Source organism: Paenibacillus sp. FSL R5-0475, assembly GCF_038004585.1.
Classification (GTDB): Bacteria; Bacillota; Bacilli; order Paenibacillales; family Paenibacillaceae; genus Paenibacillus_AQ.
This window is the reverse complement of sequence record NZ_JBBORK010000001.1, coordinates 3,834,609-3,853,278: the sequence shown is the minus strand read 5'-3', so window position 1 is coordinate 3,853,278 and position 18,670 is coordinate 3,834,609. Positions and strand designations below refer to the sequence as shown.

General features: G+C 45.7%; 18 protein-coding genes and 1 other annotated feature. Of the genes, 17 read left to right on the top strand and 1 reads right to left on the bottom strand.

Annotated features, from left to right (window positions below):
* Positions 1–44 precede the first annotated feature (44 nt).
* From sigE to MKX41_RS17295, 11 genes are all read left to right on the top strand, one after another.
* Positions 45–767: an RNA polymerase sporulation sigma factor SigE gene (sigE, locus tag MKX41_RS17345; RefSeq protein ID WP_028530613.1), complete on the top strand. Its 723-nt coding sequence runs from the start codon at positions 45–47 to the stop codon at positions 765–767.
* 78 nt (positions 768–845) lie between these two features.
* The gene (gene sigG / locus MKX41_RS17340; protein WP_036683631.1) at positions 846–1,628 is read left to right on the top strand and encodes an RNA polymerase sporulation sigma factor SigG; all 783 of its coding nucleotides are present in this window, start codon (positions 846–848) and stop codon (positions 1,626–1,628) included.
* A gap of 209 nt (positions 1,629–1,837) precedes the next feature.
* Complete coding sequence (locus MKX41_RS17335) at positions 1,838–2,182, top strand: YlmC/YmxH family sporulation protein (protein WP_076284758.1); 345 nt, start codon at positions 1,838–1,840, stop codon at positions 2,180–2,182.
* Positions 2,183–2,315: 133 nt separating this feature from the next.
* Positions 2,316–3,173 carry a peptidoglycan editing factor PgeF gene (gene pgeF, locus MKX41_RS17330; protein ID WP_340972166.1) on the top strand — a complete coding sequence of 286 codons (858 nt, stop codon included), beginning with the start codon at positions 2,316–2,318 and terminating at the stop codon, positions 3,171–3,173.
* A gap of 3 nt (positions 3,174–3,176) precedes the next feature.
* Entirely contained in the window at positions 3,177–3,863 is a 687-nt protein-coding gene (locus MKX41_RS17325; protein ID WP_042190837.1) for a YggS family pyridoxal phosphate-dependent enzyme, read from the top strand.
* Positions 3,864–3,874: 11 nt separating this feature from the next.
* Positions 3,875–4,315, top strand: coding sequence for a cell division protein SepF (locus tag MKX41_RS17320; RefSeq protein ID WP_042190833.1), 441 nt, complete (start codon positions 3,875–3,877; stop codon positions 4,313–4,315).
* 34 nt (positions 4,316–4,349) lie between these two features.
* The gene (locus tag MKX41_RS17315) at positions 4,350–4,589 is read left to right on the top strand and encodes a YggT family protein (RefSeq protein WP_042194359.1); all 240 of its coding nucleotides are present in this window, start codon (positions 4,350–4,352) and stop codon (positions 4,587–4,589) included.
* Between the two features lie 9 nt (positions 4,590–4,598).
* Complete coding sequence (locus MKX41_RS17310; protein ID WP_042190831.1) at positions 4,599–5,381, top strand: YlmH family RNA-binding protein; 783 nt, start codon at positions 4,599–4,601, stop codon at positions 5,379–5,381.
* Between the two features lie 227 nt (positions 5,382–5,608).
* Entirely contained in the window at positions 5,609–6,121 is a 513-nt protein-coding gene (locus tag MKX41_RS17305; protein ID WP_042130215.1) for a DivIVA domain-containing protein, read from the top strand.
* A 241-nt stretch (positions 6,122–6,362) separates the two neighbouring features.
* Positions 6,363–6,637, top strand: a binding site (T-box leader).
* A 387-nt stretch (positions 6,638–7,024) separates the two neighbouring features.
* Entirely contained in the window at positions 7,025–10,117 is a 3,093-nt protein-coding gene (gene ileS / locus MKX41_RS17300) for an isoleucine--tRNA ligase (protein WP_340972158.1), read from the top strand.
* Between the two features lie 335 nt (positions 10,118–10,452).
* Positions 10,453–10,743, top strand: a complete 291-nt coding sequence (locus MKX41_RS17295) for a DUF5665 domain-containing protein (protein ID WP_371915735.1) — start codon at positions 10,453–10,455, stop codon at positions 10,741–10,743.
* 425 nt (positions 10,744–11,168) lie between these two features.
* On the opposite strand, the gene MKX41_RS17290 is transcribed toward MKX41_RS17295, so the two are convergent.
* Positions 11,169–11,894, bottom strand: a complete 726-nt coding sequence (locus tag MKX41_RS17290) for a TraR/DksA C4-type zinc finger protein (protein WP_340972156.1) — start codon at positions 11,892–11,894, stop codon at positions 11,169–11,171.
* A 246-nt stretch (positions 11,895–12,140) separates the two neighbouring features.
* On the opposite strand from MKX41_RS17290, the gene lspA reads away from it, so the two are divergent.
* From lspA to MKX41_RS17260, 6 genes are all read left to right on the top strand, one after another.
* Positions 12,141–12,653 carry a signal peptidase II gene (gene lspA / locus MKX41_RS17285; protein ID WP_042190823.1) on the top strand — a complete coding sequence of 171 codons (513 nt, stop codon included), beginning with the start codon at positions 12,141–12,143 and terminating at the stop codon, positions 12,651–12,653.
* Positions 12,646–13,617, top strand: coding sequence for an RluA family pseudouridine synthase (locus MKX41_RS17280; RefSeq protein WP_042190820.1), 972 nt, complete (start codon positions 12,646–12,648; stop codon positions 13,615–13,617). The genes lspA and MKX41_RS17280 overlap by 8 nt, the downstream gene beginning before the upstream one ends.
* A gap of 208 nt (positions 13,618–13,825) precedes the next feature.
* Complete coding sequence (locus MKX41_RS17275; protein WP_340972151.1) at positions 13,826–15,079, top strand: LL-diaminopimelate aminotransferase; 1,254 nt, start codon at positions 13,826–13,828, stop codon at positions 15,077–15,079.
* A gap of 627 nt (positions 15,080–15,706) precedes the next feature.
* On the top strand, positions 15,707–16,270 hold the full coding sequence (gene pyrR / locus MKX41_RS17270) for a bifunctional pyr operon transcriptional regulator/uracil phosphoribosyltransferase PyrR (RefSeq protein WP_149647673.1): 564 nt from the start codon (positions 15,707–15,709) through the stop codon (positions 16,268–16,270).
* A gap of 4 nt (positions 16,271–16,274) precedes the next feature.
* Complete coding sequence (locus MKX41_RS17265; RefSeq protein ID WP_042190812.1) at positions 16,275–17,180, top strand: aspartate carbamoyltransferase catalytic subunit; 906 nt, start codon at positions 16,275–16,277, stop codon at positions 17,178–17,180.
* A gap of 110 nt (positions 17,181–17,290) precedes the next feature.
* On the top strand, positions 17,291–18,574 hold the full coding sequence (locus MKX41_RS17260) for a dihydroorotase (protein ID WP_340972147.1): 1,284 nt from the start codon (positions 17,291–17,293) through the stop codon (positions 18,572–18,574).
* Positions 18,575–18,670 lie beyond the last annotated feature (96 nt).

Below are 18,670 nucleotides of genomic sequence, written 5' to 3'. Positions count from 1 at the left end.
TAAAAGCTTCATACGCTAACCGTGTACTTCTTGGAGGAGGAACAATAATGGTCAAATGGAAAATTGCTCTGCAGCTGCAATATTACCGCATGCTGTTTCTACTGGGGCTGAAGAGTCAGGAAATCTATTATATCGGCGGGAGCGAGGCTCTACCTCCACCGCTGACACGGGAAGAAGAAGAGTATCTGCTTCAGCGGCTATCTAGCGGCGATGCTGCTGTTCGTGCGATGCTGATTGAGCGTAACCTGCGCCTCGTAGTGTATATCGCTCGTAAATTTGAGAATACCGGAATCAATATTGAAGACCTGGTTTCGATAGGGGCTATCGGATTAATTAAGGCAGTTAACACTTTTGATCCCGAGAAAAAAATAAAACTAGCAACATATGCATCACGTTGCATAGAGAATGAAATTTTGATGTATTTGCGGCGTAATAGCAAGACACGGAGTGAGGTTTCTTTTGATGAGCCTCTTAATATCGACTGGGATGGTAATGAGTTGCTGCTCTCAGATGTTTTAGGGACGGAAAATGATACCATCTATCGGAACATTGAAGAACAGGTCGATCGCAAGCTGCTGCAAAAGGCGCTGGAAAAGCTGAGCGAACGGGAAAGACTCATTATGGAGCTGCGTTTCGGACTGCGTGGGGGCGAAGAAAAGACGCAAAAAGATGTGGCGGATCTGCTCGGCATTTCCCAATCTTACATCTCTCGTCTGGAGAAACGAATTATTAAGCGGCTGCGTAAGGAGTTTAACAAGATGGTGTAAGGTGAAATTAGCAAGGAATAAAATGGCCAACCCGGGAGATAATGTACAGTAATGTTTCTCCTTGGGAGGTAAATCATCATGACCCGAAATAAAGTCGAGATTTGCGGTGTGGATACTGCTAAGCTGCCTGTTCTAACGAATGTGGAAATGCGGCAACTGTTCACTTCGCTGCAGCAGCAGGGCGAGCGATCCGCCAGAGAGAAATTGGTAAATGGTAATCTTAGGCTCGTTCTAAGTGTTATCCAGAGGTTCAATAATAGGGGAGAATTTGTTGACGATTTGTTCCAGGTGGGCTGCATCGGTCTGATGAAAGCCATCGATAATTTCGATTTATCACAAAACGTTAAGTTCTCCACATATGCGGTTCCGATGATTATTGGTGAGATCCGCCGTTACTTGCGTGATAACAATCCGATTCGAGTATCGCGTTCACTCAGAGACATTGCTTATAAGGCGCTGCAGGTACGCGATAGTCTGACCAATCAGAATTCGCGGGAACCGACGATATTCGAAATCTCTGAAGCACTTGGCGTACCGAAGGAAGATGTAGTCTTTGCCCTTGATGCTATTCAGGATCCAGTGTCCTTATTCGAGCCGATCTATCATGACGGTGGCGATCCTATTTATGTAATGGACCAGATTAGCGATGATAAGAATAAGGATGTGTCGTGGATCGAAGAAATCGCCTTACGTGAAGCGATGCGTAAGTTAGGTCAAAGGGAGAAACGAATTTTATCCATGCGGTTTTTCGAAGGGAAAACACAGATGGAGGTCGCAGATGAGATTGGTATCTCACAGGCACAAGTCTCACGTCTAGAGAAATCTGCGATTCAGCAAATGCAAAAGCATGTGAAGTCTTAAATCGTCTGAAATGAGGAGATATCCAGAATCCGTGATACGGATTTTGGGTGATCTCCTCTTTTTACTGTTTCAGGAATTATATTGAGCCCCCGCAAAGTACCTTGGTAAGCATCTAAGCATAGCCTCACTTTGTGGGGATATTTCATGCATGTGGCCAAGCTTTCATAACATATATTGGACTATAGGTCTGATTGTACAGGGGTGGTGAGATGAACGAGGATTATTTAGGATCAGCCAAAAAAATGAAAATCTCTGATTTTCAGACTAAGGACGTTATTAACATTGTGGACGGCAAGCGGCTGGGCCAAATCAGTGACTTAGAGCTTGATTTACGCCGAGGTGTCATTGATGCAATCGTAATTCCCGGATACACTCGGTTTATGGGGTTGTTCGGAGGCGGAACCGATCTGATTATTCCATGGCGAAATATTGTCAAAATCGGGTCTGATGTAGTGCTTGTGAAGATTGAAGAATCAAGAATGCCTCAAGGGCAGGACGAACGAGAAACGATGTATTTGGAACGAGGGGACCGAGGCGAACGGCGCACTTATTAATTAGGTGCGTTTTTTGTTTTTTATAAAATGATTCGAAATGGCATGGCTTAAAAGTTAGTAAATTTGATGTTCTAGCTTAAGCGGCATTTTGTAGGGGTATTTACATGTGGTACACTAAGGCGGAGGTGAGGATATGGAACCGTTTGTGCAGGGGAAGGAAACACTTATGCTGCTCCATCTGGAGCCTTGGCGTGTGAAGCATAAAGAAATTACAGCAGGTTTTACGGGTAGACAGGGAGGGGCTAGCAAAAAGCCTTATGACAGCCTGAATTGTGCATTTCATGTTGGGGATGCTCCGGAAGATGTCTTAACGAATCGTAGGGCGCTTGCGAAAGCTCTTGATTTCAAACCTGAAGCTTGGACCTGTGGAGAACAAACCCATGGAGCAGAAATAGCAGTGGTAAGGGAAGCCGATCGTGGGCGGGGTCAAAAGGATAGAACCTCGGCATTTCAGGCAACCGATGGTTTGCTTACGGATGTACCGGGAGTTTTTCTGACTTCTTTTTATGCGGATTGTGTACCCCTTTATTTTTATGATCCTGTGCACCAAGTCGTCGGTCTTGCCCATGCAGGCTGGAAGGGAACTGTGGCCCAGATTGCAGCCGCTATGGTGAGTAAAATGGAGACCATTTACGGAAGCCATGCGCAGGACATTATTGCAGCGATTGGACCATCCATTGGTGACTGCTGTTATGAGGTGGACGATTATGTGATGGAGCATGTTCATCGACTGGAAGGTGATCTGAGTAAACCAACAGAAACAGCCAGTACTGTGGAGCTGTACAGAACATCTGACACAGATGAGAACAAATACATGCTAAACTTGAAAGAAATGAATCGACGCATTATGATTAAAGCAGGAATATTGCCGACTCATATCGAATGTACATCTTGGTGTACAAGCTGTAATCAAGATTTGTTCTTTTCTTATCGTAAAGAAGATGGGGTTACAGGCAGGATGACGAGCTGGATCGGAATAAAGGAGAGTTGAAAGTTGGCTTTAACACTGCAGGAGAGAATTGCTGAGGTAGAGGAACGTGTAGCACGTGCCTGCGCGGCAAGCGGCCGGGATCGAAATGACGTCAAGGTAATTGCAGTGACGAAATATGTTTCTCTGGAAATGGTGTCCTCCGTATTGGAGGCAGGCCTGGAGCATATTGCCGAGAGTCGCTGGCAGGATGCTGAGCACAAATGGAAGGTTTTAGGGGACCAAGGGACATGGCATTTTATCGGGCATTTGCAGACCAATAAGGTTAAAGACGTTATTGGCAAGTTTCAATATATACACTCTTTGGACCGGATATCTCTGGCGCAAGAATTACACAAAAAGGCGATTGCCGCAGATCAAGAAGTGAATGTCTTTCTTCAAGTAAACATCTCTGGAGAAGATACGAAATTTGGTCTGTCGCCTGAGGCGGTACCTGGATTTTTGCGTGAAATTGCTAGTCTAGACCGTGTAAAAGTAATTGGACTAATGACGATGGCACCTTTAGAAGGTGATCCGGAGCTTACCCGCCCTGTATTTCGCGGACTTCGTGAGCTGCGCGATGAGCTCAATCAACTTGCTTTGACACCTGAACCGATTACGGAGCTATCAATGGGAATGTCGAATGATTTTGAAGTGGCGATACAGGAAGGAGCCACCTGGGTACGCCTAGGTACGGTGTTAGTAGGCCATTAGGAGGGATCGTGATGAGCGTTATGAACCGATTTATGAGTTTTTTGGGCTTGCAGGAGGAAGAAGAAGTTGTGGAGCGGGAGCAAATCCACGAAGAGGATGAGTATGAGCCAGCCCCTGTCGAAACCCGCAAAAATCAAAGGGGCAACGTTGTCAGTATCCATTCGCAGAAGAATGTAAAAGTTGTACTTTATGAGCCACGTTCGTACGATGAGGCTCAGGAAATTGCGGACCATCTCCGTTCTCACCGGACGGTAGTGATCAATCTTCAGCGTGTCCGTAATGATCAGGCAATGAGAATTATTGATTTTTTAAGTGGAACCGTTTATGCCCTTGGGGGAGGAATCTCTAAAATTGGGGGCAATATATTTATGTGCACGCCAGATACCGTTGAAATTCAAGGTGCCATTACGGAAATCCTAGGTGACGATCCAGACTATAACAGAATGAGGTGAATGAGCTTTGCCCCAAATTGATTACATTATTGATATGCTGTTTAATATTTATTTTTACATGATTATTTTCTACGTACTGATGTCGTGGTTACCAAACGTTCGTGAGAACTTTATCGGAGAACTGCTGAGCAAGCTTGTTGAGCCGTATTTGACACCATTTCGTCGGTTTATTCCGCCACTCTTTGGTACGCTTGATATTTCCCCGATCATTGCACTATTCGTCTTGGAATTTGCGGCAGGTGGACTCAAGTCCATTTTGCACTTAATTTTTTAGGCAGAAGTGATGAAGACAGAAGTTTACGGGCATTTTCATCCCGATGAAAGACAATTTGTGGACAAGGCTTGGGAATGGGTTACCCATGCTGGAGAATATCATGAGACGAAACTGACCGAATTTCTAGATCCGCGCCAAGGATTTATTCTGCAAAGTCTCGTTAATCGACATCCAGATGTTATCGTTAGATGGGAAGGCGGCCACCCTGAGGCAGAGCGGAAGCGAGCACTCATTGCGCCTGATTACCGTGATCTGGATCATGAGGACATGGAGCTGAGCGTTCTTGCGATAACCTCTGGTGAGCAAAAGTTTCTGGCGTTAGAGCATGGGGACTACATGGGCTCTATTCTGGGTCTTGGAGTAAAACGTGGAAAAATCGGTGATATTCATGTTCTGGACGATGGTTGTCATGTGGTAGTAGCTGCAGATATTGCAGATTATTTAGACATGAATTTAACTGGAGTACACCGAATACAGGTGAGCACGGAGGTATTGCCACTTTCTGCCTTGCGTAATAGTGAGGTGAAGCTGGAAATGATGGATTTGACTGTAGCGTCCCTACGATTGGATGGCATAGCCGCAGATGTAACACGGCTTAGTCGAAGCAAAATTCTTGCTCCCATCAAGGCTGGGCGCGTTCGGGTAAATTGGAAAGTGGAAGAAGACCCTTCCTGCGGACTTAAAGATGGTGACATGGTATCTATTCAAGGATTTGGTCGATTCAAGGTTCTAGAGGTTGGTAGTTTGACGAAAAAGGGCCGATACCGTGTTCAGGTTGGTAAATTTGTGTGAATCCCTTGCAGGAATCCGGCTTTACTTGTCGAAATTGATTATTTCGAGGGAATCAAACATTTTTAAAGCAGGACGCCGATATTTTATAAAAGAGGCGAACCATGAATGGCAGTTGGAACGTCGATACATCCTCTGCCTTTACTTGAAGTACAGTCTTTCTTCTTTGTCTGCTGCGCAGGTATGGTTCAGAGACTTAGAAGGTCCGAAATTTCTAGGAGGTGCACAGCATGCCATTAACACCGCTCGATATACATAACAAGGAGTTCTCTCGGAGACTTCGCGGTTATGATGAGGACGAGGTCAACGAATTTCTGGATCAAGTAATTAAGGATTACGAAAGTGTCATCCGTGAGAACAAAGAGCTGCAGAATCAGCTTTTGTCCATTCAAGAGCGTTTAGATCATTTTGTGAATATTGAAGAGAGTTTATCGAAAACGATCTTAGTCGCTCAGGAAGCGGCGGATGATGTGAAGAACAACTCCAAGAAGGAATCGCAGCTCATTATCAAGGAAGCGGAAAAGAACGCGGATCGGATTATTAACGAAGCGTTATCCAAATCCCGTAAGGTTGCTATTGAGACTGAAGAATTGCGTAAGCAAGCTTCGATCTATCGCACTCGTTTCCGCACATTGGTGGAAGCACAGCTCGAGCTGTTGTCACAGGATGACTGGAATGCCTTGGAGAGTCGTGAGGCAAGCGAGAACGTAACCTTTAAGGATGATGTTCTACATCGTATCTAATGCACTATGATGAATGAATGCTGCTTGAATTTATAGGGGGGAATTCCCTCTAATTTATAATTTCATGCTATAATCGGCTAAATAGAGGGAGTTATTCCCTCTATTTTTATTTTCCGCTAAAATCGATCATAATAAAGTATTCCGCCTGCACAGGTATACTCCTAATTGCGGATTTGGCTAGCGGTTGTTGACATTTAGACTTAAAAAGTCTATAAATAGAACATATCTGTATAATGTTTATATGTATTCGATGACGGGACAAGTACGACAAGGTAACGTTCTCCAGAGAGTCGGCGATTGCTGAGAGCCGATTGTTCGAACCCTGCCGGAAGATCTTCCCCTAGAAGTTAAGCTGAAGCGTTGATCGTGCGTAAGCTTAGCCGTCCGCCGGACGTTACACCGGACCTGTGCATGAGATTTACGCGCAGGACTGAGATTGTGCTGAATACACTCCCCTTAAGGATGTGCTCATGCGCAGAATTAGGGTGGTATCGCGAGCGTTGTCTCGCCCCTTTGGGGGTGGGATGACGCTTATTTTGTTGTTCCGGGGTGGCCATCCCCCTAAATCCCCCTTTCTAAGGGGGACCCCAAGGGCTGCCGCCTTCTGGACACCCGCAATGTAAAGCCTCGTGCAAACGGGTACGGTGGTGGAAGCGAACGGACTCAGGTGGCTGAAGGAGCGGCCCTTCTTAGGCTCCCCTGGCGGGTTCGCCTGCGGGGCCTTCACTGCTAGAGCAGACCGGCGTTTCACTCGCCGGTCCCAGTGGCACCCCGAGCCAGTGCTGCCCTGCGGGATCGCAGCTCGGGTACCGAAGACAAGAGCTGAATGCGGCCAGCTGAACCAGACTGCCCAAGGATCGAAAAGAGCTTTACAGACTAAACCATGAAAGGATTGACCATCACATGCAAAAAGTAGATGTCAAAGAAAAAGCGCGGGCAAGAGATGTCCGCATACTCAAGAAATGGAGCGACGAAAATACGTTCCGTAAATCGATGGAGAATCGTGAAGGACGTCCGAACTATGTATTTTACGAAGGTCCTCCAACAGCGAACGGTGCACCGCATATCGGGCACGTGCTGGGCCGTGTAATCAAGGATTTCATCGGTCGTTACCAAACGATGAAAGGTTACCGCGTGGTACGTAAAGCGGGCTGGGATACACACGGTTTGCCAGTAGAACTAGGCGTACAAAAGAAGCTTGGCATCTCCGGCAAACAAGAGATCGAGGAATATGGCGTAGAAAAATTCATTCAGGAATGTAAAGACAGCGTCTTCGGTTATGAGAAGCAATGGCGCGAGTTTACAGAGGGTATCGGATACTGGACGGATCTAGATAATCCTTACGTAACTTTGAATAACACGTATATCGAGAGCGTGTGGAACATCTTGGCTACTGTGCATGACAAAGGGTTGCTCTACCGCGGACACCGCGTTAGTCCTTACTGCCCAAGCTGTCAGACTACCCTAAGCTCCCATGAAGTAGCGCAAGGCTACAAGACCGTCAAGGATCTCAGTGCGACAGCAAAGTTTAAACTGGATGACAGTGGAGACTACGTACTAGCTTGGACGACTACACCTTGGACGCTGCCAGCACATATGGCGTTAGCCATGAATCCTGACATGGATTATGTACGTGTACAACAAGAAGACGGTATCTACATTGTTGCCAAAAACTTGGTGGAGGAAGTAATGAAAGGCGAGCACACAGTCCTTTCTACACATAAAGGTTCCGAGTTTATCGGCAAAACCTACGCTCCTCCATTCGGATACATCAAGGCAGAGAAAAGCAATGTCATCGTAGGTGCTTCCTTCGTTACAGATTCCAGTGGTACAGGGATCGTACACATGGCACCGGCGCATGGTGAAGATGACTACAAGACTTGCCGCGAGAACGGCATCAGCTTCGTGAACGTGGTTGATAATTCCGGTAAGTATACGGATGTAGTATCCGATTTTGCTGGACGCTTCGTGAAAGATTGCGATTTGGATATCGTTAAAGCTTTGTCTGAAAAAGGACTGCTTTACGGTAAAGAAAAATACGAGCACAGCTATCCGTTCTGCTGGCGTTGTGATACACCACTCTTGTACTACGCAACAGACAGCTGGTTCATCAACACTACAGCGATCAAAGATCAGCTGATTGCTAACAACAACAGTGTAAATTGGTATCCTGATCATGTACGTGAAGGCCGTTTCGGGAAGTTCCTGGATGAACTGGTGGACTGGAATATCAGCCGTAATCGTTACTGGGGCACACCGCTTAATGTTTGGGTATGTCAAGAGACGGGCAAAGAGTTCGCTCCACACAGCATTGAAGAACTGAGAGCGATGGCGATTGGCGATGTACCTGAGGATATCGAGCTGCATAAGCCTTTTGTAGATAAGATCAAGCTACGCAGTCCTTTCAGCGAAGGGGCAGAGATGGTTCGCACACCAGAAGTTATCGATGTTTGGTTCGATAGTGGTTCGATGCCATTTGCGCAAAGTCATTATCCATTTGAGAACGAGGATAAGCTGAATGATCAATATCCAGCGGATATGATCTGTGAAGGGATCGACCAGACACGTGGATGGTTCTACAGCTTACTAGCTGTATCTACCTTGTTTAAAGGTAAAGCTCCATATAAAGCTGTTATTGCTCACGGTCATATCCTTGATGAGAATGGTCAAAAAATGTCCAAATCAAAAGGCAATGTTATTGATCCTTGGGATATCATGAACGATTACGGCACGGATGCTTTCCGTTGGGCGATTCTATCCGATAGTGCACCGTGGAATAACAAACGTTTCTCTCGTGGTCTTGTAGGGGAAACCAAATCGAAAGTTGTAGATACACTGGTGAATACGCATGCGTTCTTGACGCTTTATGCCGGCATCGATGGTTATGATCCTGCCGATCATCCTTTTAAAGTATCGGAACATAAGCTGGACCGCTGGATTTTGTCCCGTCTGAACAGCTTGATTCTTTTGGTAGACAAAGGACTTGCAGTTAATGACTTCGTGAATACATCCAAAGGTATTGAGAACTTTATAGATGAGCTGAGTAACTGGTATATCCGTCGTTCCCGTGATCGTTTCTGGGGTAGTGGTCTAGGTGAAGATAAGCTGGATGCTTACCGTACACTGACCCATGTGCTTTTGAAGACAGCGTCTTTGATGGCTCCATTTACACCGATGTTGTCTGAAGATATCTTCACGAACCTTGGCGGCGGAGAAAGTGTGCATTTAGCAGATTATCCGGTTGCTGATGAGAGCTTGATCGATAAAGAGCTGGAAGAGGATATGGAAAGTGCGAGACAAATCGTTGAGCTGGCGCGTAACGTGCGTAACGAAACAGGCATTAAGAATCGTCAACCGCTGTCTGAGCTGATCGTTTCGATGAACCGTGACTTCCATTTGGCTGAGTATGAAGAGATCATCAAAGACGAGATCAACATCAAGAACATCGTGCTAGAGACTAGCGACAGTGGATTTGTTGACTTCACACTCAAGCTGAATCTTAAAGTTGCCGGTAAAAAATACGGTAAAAACGTCGGCTTCCTGCAAGGCTTCCTAAAAGCTTTGGACAGTGACTCTACCCGCAAAGCGGTGCAAGATGGCTCAATCGCGATTGCGACGCCAGAGGGAGAAGAACTGGTGATCACTTCTGAAGAGCTACTCGTTGAAAAAGAAGCTAAAGCAGGTTTCGCCGCAGCTTCCGGATATGGAATTACGGTTGCGCTCAATACCGAAATCACACCTGAGCTTGAACAAGAAGGCTGGGTTCGTGAGATCATTCGTGCGGTTCAAGATTACCGTAAACGTTTGGATCTGCCGATCGAGAAACGGATCGCACTCACGCTGAGTGTAGACGATGAGCTTAAAGCAGCAGTTACAGCCTTTGAGAATGTATTGCGAGACAATGTACTTGTGACTACGGTTGATTTTGGCGGAGAACACGCTTTTGAAACGGTAGATGTCGGTGGTAAATCCATCGGTATCCATATTGAAGTGTAAATCTGCATTACCTGTCCCAAAACAGCATATACTAGCGGCACAAGTGTAAACAGAGAACTTCTGTTTATGCGGGAAATATAGTCTTTATATTTCGCCCGCGAAAATAACGAGCCTCGTGCTCAAGGAGATGTATTCTCTTTGACCGGGCTCGTTTACTTTGTGGCGAATATAGACGTATGAGAGGAGCTGTGGCTGTGGAGGATCAGAAGAACAGAATCTCCGTCAAGACATCCGGCAACAAGAACAGCCCAGATAAGGGAGTGGAGAAAAAGGTTATTCCTGAGGAAAACCCTGAGCGTTTAACAGCAGATCATCGCAATCCAGAAGACATTCCACTGGAAGAAAAAATGAATACAATGTATCGATTAACCTTTGAATGGGCCCATATCTTAGAGAAATCACGAATTTATCAGTATACGGAGCTGTTATATTCACCTTGGACTCTAATTTGGAAAAATATTTTATATGGAGCGGCTCGTGGAGTAGGGATCGCGCTTGGCTTTACTTTTTTTGCGGCAACGATCATCTATGTTCTTCAGGTTCTTGGAGCCTTGAATCTACCGATCATCGGAGATTATATTGCGGATATTGTACGAATTGTTCAGCGTCAGCTGGAATTCAAATAGCTTTTTAAGGCGTAGCTGTCTTTACTTGGTTTGTAGGAGAGAGTGGGGTTCGGTCAATCTTCTTTGGTGGATTTATCCAACCTTGGACTTCTATGTTTCTCCCCAGTCCGTACCTTTCCTTTTTTAATCTTTGGAGAGGGCTGCGCTGCTTTTTTTCCTCGTGTAAGATGCGTAAGCCTCTCATTAATAATAAATATCGTCGGTCATCTTCATGACTGAGTTGCTGTATATTTTTAAAATAGTCGTGATTCACTTACGTTACACTCCTTGTATGTCGATTTCAGCATGCGTTAGATCAGTTTACCAGCTGAATCTGAACATTTTCTTAACAAAATGAAGTAGAGCTGAAAAAAACAAAAAAACAGCGGGCCATTCCCAATGAAACTGGAACCGCACGCTGTTCATTTTTTTTGTGGACGATGCTTTTACTCCTCGCCTTCGAGCGGATCAAGCATGTAACTTCCCTCGCCACTATCCTTGTAACGCTCGTAGCTACGTCCCGGTACTACAACTACATTGTTGCCTGTAATATCGGTGGCGATAAAGTTCTCCCAAGGCTCTACGCAGCCTTCAAGCTCATCGGCTTCAATTTCCATATCATTATAGGAGGCAATGTTGCTGCCCTCCGCCATGGCGGGGGAATCGGAGTTTCCATAGCTTTCTACAATCTGCCAGGCATCCTCACCGTCAAAGCCGTTTTGATCCTCTCGTTCATCGAGACTCGTACGCCCAAATGGAGGAGACAAAAATTCTTCTTCAATGGGCCGAGTAAAAGGTGCGTTTTGACGTGGGGCATGCTCTTTACAATAAAGCGTGGAGGGAATAGCGGATAGACGCTCAAAAGGGATCGGTTTACCGCTAGCTTTACATATCCCATAGGTGCCTTCATCCATAGCGTTGAGAGCAGCTTCAATATCATCCAGCTCATGCTCGTCTCGCTCTAGCAGTGAAATATCCATGGAGCGATTATACAAATCGGTGGCTGCATCGCCTGGATGGTTGTCATTCTCGGAAAGTTCTCCGGTGCCATCCCGCATGGATTCCTGTAAGCCGTAATTTTCATTATTCTGAAGCCTGTGCTGAATAGTATCACGGTCTTTTTCTAATCGGGCGCGTAGCTCTGAGAGCTGCTGTACTGTCAGGTGCGTCATGATGAGTAAGCTCCTTTCTGTACTTTATTAAGAATCCTTCCGACAAACCGATTTGCACCGGATGGTTCTTTGTTAGGTTGACCTGAGAGGCGTTATTTTAGCGATGGAAAATAGTCCCCAAGATTAAGCGCCCGAGAGGTGTCACGCAATAGACGATCTTCTAAGGGCTGTGCTACAATATACAAGTCTTATAACAGTATTCGTACCGCATTTGGCGGGAAAAATAAGAACGGAGTGACAACTTCTGTGGTGTACTATTTGATTGCTCTTATTGTATTTTTGGTGGATCAGGGAACGAAGTATCTCATTGCCACACGTCTGGAGCTTGGGGAACAGATTCCGGTGATCGGGAATTTCTTCCTAATTACCTCACATCGTAATCGCGGGGCTGCTTTTGGGATTCTACAAGGTCAGCAATGGTTCTTCTTTTTAGTTACGGTTGTAGTGGTTGCAGGTATCGTTTGGTACTTGAACAAAACTAGACATTCGCGGAAGATGCTATCGGTTGCCCTTGGACTTGTTCTGGGTGGAGCGATAGGTAACTTCCTAGACCGGATGATCAGTGGTGAGGTTGTCGATTTCCTTCTGTTTAATTTTGGAAGCTATAGCTTCCCGATTTTTAACGTTGCGGATTCATGTATCGTCATTGGGGTTGGGTTGATTCTTTTGGACTCCTTCCGCGATCTTAAGAATGGTGAAGAAATCACGGAAATCAAAGAAGTAAAAGAAGCAAAGGAAGTAAAAGAAGGGAATGAATGATTTGAGTAAAGACGTCAATCACCAAGCGGCATCTACGAGCGAAGAAGAGAGGGACGTCACGGAGTGGACCGTTTCAGCAGAGAACGCGCGGGAGCGAATCGATAAATATATAACGGAATCTTGGGAAGAGGATATTTCTCGTTCTCAGGTGCAGCTGTGGATCAGTGGTGGCCATGTTACGGTTAATGGGGCACCGGTTAAAGCTAACTATAAGCTCTCAGAAGGCGATAAAGTTTCCATTGTCGTACCAGAAGCGGAAGTTACAGACTTGATCCCAGAGAATATTCCACTTGAAGTTGTATACGAAGACAGCGATGTCATTGTTATAAATAAGCCGCGTGGTATGGTTGTACATCCGGCTGCCGGGCACCCGTCAGGCACCTTGGTAAATGCACTGATGTATCACTGCAAGGATCTGTCCGGTATTAATGGTGAGATTCGTCCAGGTATTGTACACCGTATTGATAAGGATACCTCTGGTCTTATTATGGTGGCTAAAAATGATGCCAGTCACGCGTCGCTCGCAGCACAACTTAAAGAGCACAGTGTAACACGCCGCTATATAGCAGTTGTACACGGCAATTTGTCGCATGACAAAGGAACGGTTGACGCTCCGATCGGTAGAGATCCACATGATCGCAAGCTATACACTGTAACGGAAAAGAACAGCAAGAAATCTGTGACCCATTTTACAGTGATGGAACGTTTCGGTGACTGTACACTACTGGAGCTGCAGCTGGAGACTGGCCGCACGCATCAGATCAGAGTGCATATGAAATTCATTGGTCATCCGCTTGTGGGTGATCCGATTTATGGACGCAGTAAAGGAACAGCTATGAATGGACAGGCGTTACATGCGGCGGTGCTTGGATTTATTCATCCTACGACAGGTGAATATAAAGAATTCAGCAGACCTATTCCGGAAGACATGGAAGATGTTCTGTTCACATTGCGCAGCAGATAAGTACAAATGAAGTGATAATTAGTCTATGGTATTGAACTCTGCTTTCCATCATATTTAATAACATAAGGATAAAGAGAAGGTTATGCCTTATTCTTTATCCTTATTTTTTATCACAGAAACGGATCTCTGGGAAACATAAGCCATCCAAGGGACGGCGAAGCCGTTTCTTCTAAAATTAGAATAGATAGCCAGGAGATGAGATGAAAGTATGAGTATTGAACAATACCAAGACAGCTTCATTCAGACTAATTTTGCAGACCGTATCGGCGGTGCGAACTACGGCAAGGACACTTCGATTTATAAATTCGAGAAAATCAAACGTGCTAAAGCATCCGCAAAACTGGATTTTCCTGATATTGAATTGATCGATATGGGTGTAGGCGAGCCAGATGAGATGGCTGATGCAGGTATCGTGGCTAAGCTTGCTGAAGAAGCAGCTAAGGAAGAGAACCGTGGTTATGCGGACAATGGAATTGTTGAGTTTAAGACAGCTGCTGCTGATTATTTGCGGGACGTATTCCGTGTTGAAGGCATTGATCCCGTTACGGAGGTAGTTCACTCGATCGGTTCTAAGCCTGCACTGGCGATGTTGCCTTCTTGCTTCATTAACCCAGGAGATATTACGATCATGACGGTGCCGGGTTATCCAGTGCTGGGTACACACACTAAATACTTGGGTGGACAAGTGTTTACAGTAGAGCTGAAGAAGGAGAATAACTTCCTTCCAGATCTGAACGAAATTCCAGAAGAAGTTGCTCATAAAGCTAAGCTACTTTACTTGAACTATCCAAACAATCCGACGGGCGCTAGTGCGACTCCTGAGTTTTTTGCTGAGGTAGTTGCATGGGCTAAAAAATATGATGTAGTCGTTATCCACGATGCACCATATGCTGCCTTGACCTATGACGGTTTGAAGCCGCTTAGCTTCTTGTCAGTTCCGGGTGCGAAGGATGTTGGCGTGGAACTACATTCCCTGTCCAAGTCCTACAATATGACAGGCTGGAGAATCGGCTTTGTTGCTGGGAATCCTTTAGTTGTTAAAGCCTTCAGTGATGTGAAGGATAATAATGATTCCGGTCAATTTATCGCGATTCAAAAAGCTGCGGCTTACGGTCTTGCTCATCCAGAGATTACTGAAGCGATTGCTGCCAAGTATTCTCGTCGTCACAACCTGTTGGTAGATGCACTGAACAGCCTGGGCTTCCAGGCTGAGAAACCAAAGGGCTCCTTCTTCCTTTATGTTGCAGCACCTAAGGGTGTCAAAGGTGGTCGCCGTTTCGAATCCGGTGAGGATTTCTCGCAATTCCTGATCCGTGAGAAGCTAATCTCCACCGTGCCTTGGGATGATGCAGGTCCGTTTGTACGTTTCTCTGTTACCTTTATTGCTAAAGGGGAAGAGGAAGAAAGACGTGTCATCTCTGAAATCCAAAGACGCTTAAGCGATGTGGAGTTTGAATTTTAAACATTAGTTAGACATTGAAGCCGCCTAAGGGAAACCTTGGGTGGCTTTTCTTTATGTAGTGGCAAGTCTACTGTGGATTAGACTACTGTAGAATAGAGCTACTGTAAGATAGGGAATTCTTCCCTCTAATTTTGTGTTTTAGCTTCAATTCGCTAGAATATAGGGAATTTCTCCCTCTATTTCAGCATATTTGGTTGTATTCAAGGAAATTCTTTAATTTATAGGGAGGAATTCTGCATAACCTGATCATAATGATTGTTGTGGCCTAATTATAGGGAGGTTTTCCGGTTTTCCCTATAATACCGCCTTCCTTTTGTTGTTAATAGAAGCAGGCTTGGAAAGTGTTGTAGTTTAGGCAGATAAAGTTGACATGCAGGGTTTGTTCTGTCATAATTCTCATTAAATGAATAGCGCCTTTAATTCAGTCCTGTGAGGCTGGCAAGGTAACGTGAATCGAGGTTCGCGACTCTTAGAAAGGTATCCGAGTGTATACACCGGACTGTCTTTTTATGCGCGCGGCCATCATCTTCTTCATCTGCGGATTTCACTCCTTGCCTGTTAATAGGCAAGGAGTTTTTTGATTTCCAGGAACTTGAACAGGCGAAACAAGTGGAGGGTGACAAGATTATGGTTACTGAGAAAAATGTAATTATGGACGAAACGGCGATCCGCCGGGCATTATCGCGTATTGCTCATGAGATTTTGGAGAAGAACAAAGGGATTGAAAATTGTCTGCTGGTCGGTATCCGAACACGAGGCGTGTACCTAGCACAGCGCATCGCTGAGCGGATCAAGGAAATTGAAGGCGTCGAGATTCCTTACGGCGAACTCGACATCACACATTATCGGGATGACCGTGAAGTAGGAGGCAGTGAAGCAGTAGTGAAGAGTAACGTCATTATTACTTCCGGCAATGATGGCATCCATGATAAGAAGGTCATTTTGTTTGACGATGTGCTTTACACCGGACGCACCATCCGCGCGGCGATGGACGCTTTGATGGATTGCGGACGCCCACGAATGATTCAACTGGCAGTACTGGCTGACCGTGGACACCGCGAGCTGCCGATCCGACCAGACTACATCGGTAAGAATGTACCTACCTCAAAGCATGAGCAGATTGAAGTGGCGCTGAAGGAATACGACGGCAAAGACGAGGTCTACATTATTTCAAACCGGGAGGAACGATAACATCATGACACTTACCAAGGTAAAGGAACGTAGTCTGCTGGGAATAAAAGAGCTTGACCGGTCGGAAATCACTGGGCTGCTGGACAGAACAGCATACTGGGACAATCAAAGTGAGAAGTTAACTCCCATTTTGAACTCGCATTTTATTTCTAACATGTTCTTTGAGAACAGCACACGCACTCGTTTCTCCTTTGAAATGGCAGAGAAACGACTGGGTGCACAAGTACTGAATTTTACGGCTGCAGCTTCTAGTGTAGAAAAAGGGGAGTCGATCTACGATACAGTACGCACACTGGAATCGATGGGGATCGATGCCGGAGTTGTGCGTTTGAAGCCTGCAGGTGTGCTGCAGCAGTTAGCTGAGAAGGTGTCCATACCGCTTATTAATGCGGGTGACGGCAACAATGAACATCCAACACAAGCGCTGCTTGATCTTTACACCATGACCAAAACGTTTGGAGATTTAAAGGGTCTCACGGTTTCTATTATCGGGGACATCATGCATAGCCGGGTAGCACGCTCCAATCTGTGGGGACTTACAAAGCTAGGGGCTAAAGTGCAATTCTGTGCACCGGAGAATATGAAGGCTCCTGAGCTTATGGAATACGCACCTTATGTAACCATAGAAGAAGCTCTTAAAGCAGATGTAGTCATGATGCTTCGTGTGCAGCTGGAACGTCATTCTTCTGGTATCGTACTTTCCGCGGAAGATTACCGCAGACATTATGGTTTAACGGAAGAACGCGCAGCTAAGCTCGCAAAAGATACAATCATTATGCACCCAGCTCCGGTTAACCGGAATGTCGAGATTGATGATGCAGTTGTAGAGAGCAGTCAATCAAGGATTTTCCCGCAAATGTCTAATGGGGTTCCGGTTCGGATGGCAGTTCTCGAAAGAGCTTTATTATAAAGTTCAAAGAATGATGATGAATAAGGACTAATAAATATACACAAACATGAATTTTTATTATATAATAACGAGAGGGCCCGCAGCCGGGATCTGTGGGTAAAGGTAGAATCATGACAGTGATTATTAGAAACGCCAGCGTATTGAATAAGGAAGGCTTGTTAGAGCGGAAACATATTGTACTTGAAGAAGGTGTTATCTCGGCCTTAATCGATGGAAATGAAGCTGCTCCAGAAGCTGGAGAGATCATTGATGCTGAAGGCAAACTGCTCATTCCAGGACTCATTGATATGCATGTGCACTTACGCGAACCGGGATTTGAACACAAGGAAACAGTGGAAACCGGAAGTCGTTCGGCTGCCAAAGGCGGATTTACAACCATCGCTTGTATGCCTAATACCCGTCCAGTAACAGATACCCCGGAAATCGTACAATTTGTCAAAGACAAAGCGCGTGAAGCAGGACTCGTTAAAGTACTTCCTTATGCAGCCATTACGAAAAATGAGCTCGGACGTGAGCTGACTGATTTTGCAGCACTTAAAGAAGCTGGAGCTATTGGTTATACCGATGACGGCGTAGGCGTGCAAAGTGCTCAAATGATGAAAGATGCTATGAACATCGCCGCAGCACTGGATATGCCAGTCATTGCTCACTGCGAGGATAATTCACTGGTTGAAGGCTGCTGTGTAGCCGAAGGTGAGTTCGCAAGAAAGCATGGCCTGAAAGGAATTCCAAATGAGTCAGAAGCCATCCATGTTGGACGCGATATTTTGCTGGCTGAAGCGACAGGCGTTCATTACCATGTGTGCCATGTAAGTACTGAACAATCGGTGCGACTGATTCGCCAAGCGAAAGAAATCGGCATTAAAGTAACTGCTGAAGTGTGTCCGCATCACTTGCTGCTCTCTGAAGAAGATATTCCAGACCTTGATGCCAATTGGAAAATGAACCCGCCGCTTCGCTCCCGCCGCGATGTTGAAGCATGTATCGAAGGTTTGCTTGACGGCACACTAGATATGATTGTTACGGATCATGCGCCGCATAGTGAGGAAGAGAAGGCTAAAGGCATGCAACTTGCACCTTTTGGTATCGTTGGATTCGAAACAGCTTTCCCACTACTATACACAGCGTTTGTAGCAACAGGGAAATGGGATTTATCCTTACTAGTACAAAGAATGACTGCTGATCCTGCACGGGTATTCAGACTGAACACCGGTGTGATGGATATCGGAGCTCCTGCAGATTTGACACTGATTGATTTGGAGCAGGAGAAAGAAGTAGACCCAGGATCTTTCGCAAGTAAAGGACGGAATACTCCTTTTGGTGGCTGGAAGCTTAAGGGCTGGCCAGTAATGACATGGGTAGACGGCAAAGCCGTATGGACTGAGAAAAACTAGCGGACTGGTGGGGCGGAGTTGCTGATCTTTACGGATGCAGCGATTGTGTACACGTTCACTCCGGAAGGCTTGTAAGGCATAAGCATTAGACTACAG

Bases quoted from the DNA above. Each gene is read 5' to 3' on its own strand.
- pyrR (WP_149647673.1), top strand. From the start codon at position 15,707: ATGGTTACTGAGAAAAATGTAATTATGGACGAAACGGCGATCCGCCGG.
- MKX41_RS17315 (WP_042194359.1), top strand. From the start codon at position 4,350: ATGCTGTTTAATATTTATTTTTACATGATTATTTTCTACGTACTGATG.
- pgeF (WP_340972166.1), top strand. From the start codon at position 2,316: ATGGAACCGTTTGTGCAGGGGAAGGAAACACTTATGCTGCTCCATCTG.
- ileS (WP_340972158.1), top strand. From the start codon at position 7,025: ATGCAAAAAGTAGATGTCAAAGAAAAAGCGCGGGCAAGAGATGTCCGC.
- MKX41_RS17265 (WP_042190812.1), top strand. From the start codon at position 16,275: ATGACACTTACCAAGGTAAAGGAACGTAGTCTGCTGGGAATAAAAGAG.
- MKX41_RS17335 (WP_076284758.1), top strand. From the start codon at position 1,838: ATGAACGAGGATTATTTAGGATCAGCCAAAAAAATGAAAATCTCTGAT.
- sigG (WP_036683631.1), top strand. From the start codon at position 846: ATGACCCGAAATAAAGTCGAGATTTGCGGTGTGGATACTGCTAAGCTG.
- MKX41_RS17280 (WP_042190820.1), top strand. From the start codon at position 12,646: ATGAATGATTTGAGTAAAGACGTCAATCACCAAGCGGCATCTACGAGC.
- MKX41_RS17260 (WP_340972147.1), top strand. From the start codon at position 17,291: ATGACAGTGATTATTAGAAACGCCAGCGTATTGAATAAGGAAGGCTTG.
- MKX41_RS17275 (WP_340972151.1), top strand. From the start codon at position 13,826: ATGAGTATTGAACAATACCAAGACAGCTTCATTCAGACTAATTTTGCA.
- MKX41_RS17310 (WP_042190831.1), top strand. From the start codon at position 4,599: ATGAAGACAGAAGTTTACGGGCATTTTCATCCCGATGAAAGACAATTT.
- MKX41_RS17305 (WP_042130215.1), top strand. From the start codon at position 5,609: ATGCCATTAACACCGCTCGATATACATAACAAGGAGTTCTCTCGGAGA.
- MKX41_RS17320 (WP_042190833.1), top strand. From the start codon at position 3,875: ATGAGCGTTATGAACCGATTTATGAGTTTTTTGGGCTTGCAGGAGGAA.
- MKX41_RS17290 (WP_340972156.1), bottom strand. From the start codon at position 11,894: ATGACGCACCTGACAGTACAGCAGCTCTCAGAGCTACGCGCCCGATTA.